The organism is Streptomyces sp. NPDC002845, assembly GCF_053591955.1.
In genome coordinates this window covers 43220-50075 of the sequence record NZ_JBSFUU010000074.1, presented here as the reverse complement: position 1 = coordinate 50075, position 6856 = coordinate 43220, and the positions used below count along the sequence as shown (strand labels likewise).

Sequence of the window (6856 nt, the reverse complement as noted above, 5' to 3'; positions counted from 1 at the left end):
GGCAGAGCTGATCGACGGCTGCCTCACCGAGACCGGATTACTCATGGGCGCCGGATGATCTACCGGCCCGCCACTGCGAGTTCAACCTCAGTACGACGGGTAGACGGGGGGTCGGCCGACCTGTCCTTCTTCGCGTGGTGGGAGGGCTTCGAGCGCGGTGGCGTAGAGGTCGGGGTTTCGGATGAGGTACTCGAAGCGCAGGTCGATCGTGAGGGGCGGGGCTTCGGGGCTACGTGGTGGCGGGGCATCGGAGGCGGAGCCGAAGGCGTCGTCGGGGATGGGGCCGAGTACGTAGCTCGGGTCTTCGGTGGTCTTCTTCTTCGCCGTGCGGCGTCGGCGCTTGGGGGCGCTCATGCCGTGTCCGCTTCGTCGGACTGCCAGTCCAGGGAGGCGAGGGCGGCGGCGCTGTCGAGGGAGGACAGGCCCAGGCGGCGGGCGACTTCCGAGAGCTGCCCGGTCTCCTCGAGGATGCGTCGGGCGACGTAGCGGGTGACGTCCTTGGGCTCGATGCGGCGCTGGGCGGTGGCCAGTCCGCTGCGCCGGGCGATGTCACCGAAGCCGGAGCAGACGCTGGCCTGCGACCGGTAGGCGGACGACGCGGCGGTGACCAGTCGCCGTGGAGAGCCGGTCTCGGTGCCGCGCAGCAGGTGGGCGCGGCGCAGCCACAGCACGCGTGCGCCCCATTCGTCCAGGGGGCAGCAGCGGCCGCGGGTGCGGGTGGCGCCGTCGGTCCATACCTCGGCTTCGAAGAGGTCGAGGAGGTTGAGTTCGTCGGTGGTCGCGGCGGCGATCTCGGCGCTGTGCAGGCCTGCCAGCAGCAGGGCCAGGAGGGCGGCGTGACGGGTGTCCGGCATACCGCGCTCCGAGTGGAAGCGGAGCAACTGCACGTCAGCGTCGCTCAGTTCGTTTCCCCTCTTGCGCGGGCTGCGCGGAATCGGCGGGAGATCCACGAGCGGCGCGGCCATGGTGATGCCGAGCGCCCGTGCCTCGGCGAACAGGGCCTCGAGCGCGGAACGGCGCTGCCTGCGGGTGCCGGCGGCCGGGTTGAGGATGATGCCCTGATGGCGGTCGTGGCCCGGCGCCTGGATGAAGTACAAGGCGAGGTCGGCGGTGATGTCGTCGAGCCGGGTGACGCCCTGCGCGGCTGCGAAGCGCAGGAGACGCTCGACGATCTGGGTGTAGAGAGTGACGGTTTCGAGACTGAGTTCTCCGGCTGCGGCGCGCTGCTGCCAGACGCGGGCAACGCACAGGAGCGCATCTTTGATCTTCGTTTTGGCCACGGAAGCCTTCCCGGTTCGTGACCGTGCCCGGATAACGGCACGGTGGATCACTGACATGAGGCGGCGCGGGCCCGCTACCGTGGGCGGTGCCCCTCGCCGTGTGTGAGGGCATGCCGAAGCCCCTCGTACGCGCGGTCCGTCCGCGCGGCGTGGTGTGGAGGCGGGGGTCCGGCAGCGCCACCCGGCCAAGGGAATGAGGCGCTGCCGGACCTGCTCTTTCCGGCGTTGGTCTTCTAGGGCATGGGGGGCCTCCTCAGCTTGGCGAGGATCACCGCCAGGTCCCGGATGTGGCCGTGGAGGGCTGTTACCTCCTCGGACGACAGGCGTGCGAGGTCGGCCAGCAGTACCGGCGGGCTGAGCAGGTTCATCAGGTCCTCGCCCGTCGGGGGCGCGGAGTTGTCGGCATGTGGGCGCGGTGCCGGGATCCCGCCCGCCGGTGCCACCGGAGCGTGGGCCTCCTCAGCGTCCGTACCGGCCACCTGGTCCTCGTTGGGCGTGGGGGCCTGGGTGCGCGGCTTGGGGACTGCGGGATTCTCGTGCCAGCGCAGGTAGCCGCCGTCTTCTGGGAGAAGCATGCCGACTGCCACCAACAGGTCGACCAGCACCTCGACGTGCCGGCGTCGTGACTCGCCGACCTGCGAGAGCGCCATCAGTTTGCTGACGAGACCGACCCGCAGCGCGGGCCCCTGCGCAAGCCGGGAGCGGGCGCACCGGGTGAACCAGGCCTTCTCCCAGACCTCGCGCAGCGCTCGCCGCCCGTTGCCTTCGCTCTGCCCCCAGGCCTTGGCCACGGCGGCGGCCGCCTTCGTCGCCCGGTAGGCGCCGCGACCGGGTGCCCGTTCGACCAGCCCGCAAGAGGACAGAAAACTCATGACGAGCCCGCAGCGGTGCGCCGAGATGCCGGTGAGCGCCTCCAGGTCGCGAGCGGTGAACGGGCCTTGGGTCGAGCAGGACGCCCGGGTGATCGCCAGATGCTCACCCGCCAGCACACGGTCCGTGGGCACCGGCTTCGCGGGTGCCGCGGAGACACCCTTGCGAGTGCTCACCACCGCTCACCTCCTTCCTCGCTCGCCCGGCTGATGACGACGCGGGACAACTTCCGCGTACGGGCGCGGGCGTAGTCCCTCACGAGCCACTGCAACTCAAGTAGCATGTGGGGTGGGTGGACGCACCTCGGCGGCCGCTCCGTCACACTGGTCGCATGCCTGGAGGAACGAGACGTGGCAAGAAGCCCCGTGAATATGCCGAAGACGGCGTCTGGCCGTACGCGGTGATGGACGAACTGCTCGGAGCGCGGGTCGCGCAGGCCGTTTCCCGTGCGCTTGCGGAAGCCATGGAGCGGCAGAAGATCAGTGCCAACGCGCTGGCCCAGGCGAGTGACGTCAACCGGCAGGTCATCGCCAACGTGTTGGCCGGGGTCGTGTGGCCCGACCTGCTGACGGTGGCGAGCCTGGAGGGGGCTCTGAGGGAGCGGCTGTGGCCCGATCACCTGGGCTGGCCGCAGGACGGGAACGGGAACCAGGCGCAGCCCCTGCCTGAGAAGATCAGGCGGCAGCGCGACCTGGAGACGGCCGAGCGCGAGGAACGCCGACCGCACACAAGCTAAGCGAATGGGCATGGGTGTTCGACCCTTCGGTGGGTGAGGTTGGCCGAACGCCCGACGAGCGCCACCGGAAGCCGGTAGCGTCGAAAGCGGCGGCCTGAGGGGCGCCGACCACCGCCGTGCCGAGGCTGCAGGGTTCCAATCCACGGGCCAAGGTGCGGCGGCGGTCATTTATGAAGTTGTGGGCTGGGTGACGGCTTCAAGGCCGTAGGGCGGTAGTCGTCAAGCCGCCTGCCAGGGGGCCGCGAGCTGGTAGAAGACCTTCTTCTTGCCCCGCCGGTCGCTGTCGTCGCTCTCCTGGCGTACTAGCGCTCCCCGGTCGCACAGAGTTTCGAGGACGGCGCGGTTGCGGCGTACCGCGTCGCGGGGCTCGCCGAGTTCCTCGGTGACGGCTTGTACGCTCCAGTGCCGGCGCGCGTCGGTCGAGATCACCTTCATGATGGTCACGGACCGTTCGCCTCCGATGCGTACGACCGGATTGCCCTCGGGCAGTGCCGGCGCTTCGCTCACGCTGCCTTCCGGAGCTGTGGGCGTGGCGGAGGGGTCCTCCGCATTGGGGACCACGTGCAGGTGTGCGTTCGGGGACTGGCCGCGGGCGGCCCGCAGCTGTTGTCCTTCCCGTACCGCCGAGTGCAGTGCGTCGAGCACCTGTTGGGCTTTGTTGCGGTTGTCGCACGCGCATTGGCGGTCCGACTCGATCTGGGCGATCGCAGTCCGGAGCCTGTGCAGTTGTTCGTCGTGGGACTCGATGAGGGCATTGCACTCGCGGAGCATCTGCTCCATCTCCTGAGCCACCCAGTCTGCCGAAGGCGGGCGGCCATCGTGCTGACTCATGCTGCAACAGTAGCGGTGAGGCAGGCGCGCCGTCTGCCCTTCGGGGAAGTGGAAGGCTGACACGGCTCCGCGGCGCTGGAAGCCGACGTAGGTGGGAAACCACGGATGGTTTGGCGACCTGCTCATTCAACTCTGTTGGTCTTAAGCGTCATTCGCCATTGGGGTTGCTCATCCAACCTGGTCTTTTGGGTCACACACTGCCTCCCTGCCCTGACACATGGGAGCAGCGGAGCGGACCTGCTTACACAGCGATGAGTTCGAGGTTCTGCTCGGTGATCTCCTCGTTTCCGGTGAGGATCGCCTCGATGGCCGCGGAACGCACGAGGTGGGCAAGGGCTCCTGGCCAGCCGCCGGTTATGGCGTGCAGCTCCTGCGCCAGCCGCACCAGAGAGCCAGGCTGGTGGTGACGCAGATGCAGGGCCTGGTCCAGAGTCTCCACCATCCGCACCCAGCCTGTCCCAAACGGGACAGGGGCTGCCCGCAAGTGAGTCAGGCGACCCTGACTCCTTCGGAAGGCGCTGCTCGGCGAGCTCTCCTGCTCTTCGACTCCCGCATACACGAACGTGGCCGGTACCTCGTCAGCCAGACTGCGCAACTGGTCAACTGGAGACGTACGGCCGGGAGATGAGGGCCTTGCGGCGAACGCGTCGTCCACCAGGACCACGCCGGTCCCCGACGAGAGCAGAGCGTTGCGCACCGTCTCGGCGACCAAGGCCGTACTTGTCCTTTTCGGCAGGCGGGCGATGGGCAGAAGCTCTGCCAGTTTGAGGAACACCATGCGGGTGCTGTCACCCGGCTGGATACGCAGGTAGATGGCCGGGACGCGGAGGAAGTGGTCAGGGTGACGGGAACGGTCGGCTTGCTCGAAACGCCGCCCCAACTCCTGCAGTGCAGTTGTCTTCCCGCTGCCGGGTGGCCCGGTGATCAGGAGGCCGTGGTGGCCGCCGATTGCCGCACGGTTCATCACGAAAAGCCGCTGTCCCAGCCTCAGGGCATCCTGAAGGAACGGCGTTAGCAGCAAGGGGAGTTGGGCGTGGTAAGCCAGACGCTCCTGGTCGTAGTCCAGGACAGGATGCGATGGTGGCATGAAGGTGATCGGAGGGCTCCAGCCCGCTCGGTAGACCGCGCTCTCGTCGTCAGTGCGCAGAGAGTGCAGGCCGCGGGACTCGGCCCCGGCCAACGGTACGCGGATCCGCACGGTGTCGCCGGTCTGCACCCACACCTGGCGCACGTCGTGCGGATCAAAACGCACCTGTACCTCAGGAGTTGGGGCACCCGATGCGCGCGAGACGGCAGCCCGCAAAGGGTCGAGGTCAGGGCAGTCGTAGCGGTGACCCCCGACATATACGCCGTTCCTGGAAACCCGCCGCTTCACACTCGGCAGGAAGGAATGGGCGACATTCGCGTCGGGAGGCAGGTGCACCCACCCCAGCCGCGCGACGCACGCGTCGTACGCCGCGCTGGGGGTCGGCTGTGCACCTCGGCCGGCCACGGTACGAAGCTCCTGTTGGGGTCGGTGCTGCCAGAACGACTCCACCCACCGTTCGGCACGTGTCTGGAGCCAGGCGATCAGTGACGCCTCATCAGAGATCCGGTCCGTCTCAAGAAGCGGCAGTTCCGCGTTGAACAGGGAGACGAGCTTTCCGGTAACGCGTTCACCCCGTGCCTTTCCCACGGGGTCCGGGGACATGACATTGATCCCCAAGCGGCGGCAGGCGTCTGTGAACGCACGCGGCCGACGGAGCGATCTCCGGTCGAGCAGCAGCGATTCGGGCATGATCAGAGGTACAGCCTCCTCCCGCATGCCAGGATCGGCGTCCCGCATAGTGGGTGGATCGCACAGGCGAGCCAGAAGGAGGACGCCGTCCAGCGGTCGTCGGGACGAGTGGACCATCACCGTGCAGACAGACATGGTCAGTTCGTCCACCGCGACCGTCATGACCACGGGCTGTGAGGCAAGGCGAGCGAGAGGCTGGGGGATTCCGAGGGCGACGGTGTCGACGTAGACCCGCTCACCGGGGCGGGACGACCGGATCCCCTCCTTGTCCGCCACGGGAACGCCCCTCACCCGGCCGCGCTTCGAGGTCAGTTCCTTCACCAGCCGCTGGAACGTCGAACGGGACGGCAGCTTCACAACCCCCGGGCCGTAGAGCGACGCCAGCATGGTGCCGGTGGCCCGCCGGTAGGCCTCCACCGAAGTGGTCCGCCGGTACCAGGTGTCGTCGACGACGATCATCGTCAGCACCTCCAGCACGCGCGGGTCCTGCCGAGAGCCTGGGGCACGCTTCCTGACCGCGCGTCCGTCGATCAGCCCCTCGACACCCAGTGCCTGGTAACGCTGACGCCGACGCCTCACGGTGCGCGCCGAAGCCCCCGACACGCCCTCCGCGGTGAGTTCGGCCGCCTTGGCCGCTTCCCGCTCCCCCAACGAGTGGACAGCCGGGTCGAACTCCGGACGAGGCGTGGCGTGGTCATCCGCCCCGGGCGGCAGGCCGGTGATGACCTCCACGATGTGCCGCTCCCACCACCGAGCCCGTTCCAGCGCGTCCCGCGGCAGGGTGCGGACGGAACGAGAACGAGGGCCGCGCTCCAGCACGTCGAAGTCCCCGGACAACACCAGTTTCGGCACGGCAAGCCAAGCCAAATCGCCCAAAGGGTCGGCGATTTCGACGCCCCCGTGGCCGAAGCCGGACACCACCCAGGCGCGGTCCTGGAACCGCACTCGGTCCCCCACGCCCAGACGCGGAGGCCACGACACATCCATCGTCCTTCCTCACCCGGTGCCAGACGGACTGACGGCCCGCACACCACCATGTGCCGCCTTGTGCACAAGGCGAGGGTGCAAGAATAAAAAGAATTAAGCAATTACGTCGACGCAACGCTGAAGACGCAACGCTGACGGTGCAACGGCCGCGATGTGCGTTCCACGGCGGCCCTGTCCGAGAGCGGCCGGCGCCGGAACCGCGGTCGGGCTCGGCGCTTTCCCGCCGCGTCGGCCGAACCGCGAGCACACCTGCGAGACCGAGAGGGACACCTATGAAAGTGTCCTGGTAGCACCGACGGAGGCGCTTCTTGATCCGGTCTGCTTTCTTCTGGAGCTTGGCGCCGTTCTTGTCCTGCTGAGTGGGGGCGAGGTCGC

6 protein-coding genes are annotated in these 6856 nt (G+C 68.4%); 1 reads left to right on the top strand and 5 read right to left on the bottom strand.

Features of this window, described 5'->3' with window-relative positions; genetic code table 11:
* Positions 1-87: 87 nt before the first annotated feature.
* From ACWD3C_RS37265 to ACWD3C_RS37255, 3 genes are all read right to left on the bottom strand, one after another.
* Positions 88-354, bottom strand: a complete 267-nt coding sequence (locus tag ACWD3C_RS37265; RefSeq protein ID WP_451151165.1) for a hypothetical protein — start codon at positions 352-354, stop codon at positions 88-90.
* Positions 351-1280 (bottom strand): hypothetical protein, encoded by a 930-nt coding sequence (locus ACWD3C_RS37260; protein ID WP_451151163.1) that lies wholly within the window; start codon positions 1278-1280, stop codon positions 351-353. The genes ACWD3C_RS37265 and ACWD3C_RS37260 overlap by 4 nt, the downstream gene beginning before the upstream one ends.
* 233 nt (positions 1281-1513) lie before the next feature.
* Positions 1514-2326: a hypothetical protein gene (locus tag ACWD3C_RS37255; protein WP_451151161.1), complete on the bottom strand. Its 813-nt coding sequence runs from the start codon at positions 2324-2326 to the stop codon at positions 1514-1516.
* 155 nt (positions 2327-2481) lie between these two features.
* Between ACWD3C_RS37255 and ACWD3C_RS37250 the strand changes: the two genes are divergently transcribed.
* Positions 2482-2886 (top strand): helix-turn-helix domain-containing protein, encoded by a 405-nt coding sequence (locus ACWD3C_RS37250; protein WP_451151159.1) that lies wholly within the window; start codon positions 2482-2484, stop codon positions 2884-2886.
* 219 nt (positions 2887-3105) lie between these two features.
* Here the strand turns inward: ACWD3C_RS37250 and ACWD3C_RS37245 are convergent, their stop codons facing one another.
* The gene (locus ACWD3C_RS37245; RefSeq protein WP_451151157.1) at positions 3106-3717 is read right to left on the bottom strand and encodes a hypothetical protein; all 612 of its coding nucleotides are present in this window, start codon (positions 3715-3717) and stop codon (positions 3106-3108) included.
* Positions 3718-3958: 241 nt separating this feature from the next.
* Entirely contained in the window at positions 3959-6481 is a 2523-nt protein-coding gene (locus ACWD3C_RS37240) for an AAA family ATPase (protein WP_451151155.1), read from the bottom strand.
* Positions 6482-6856: the final 375 nt, after the last annotated feature.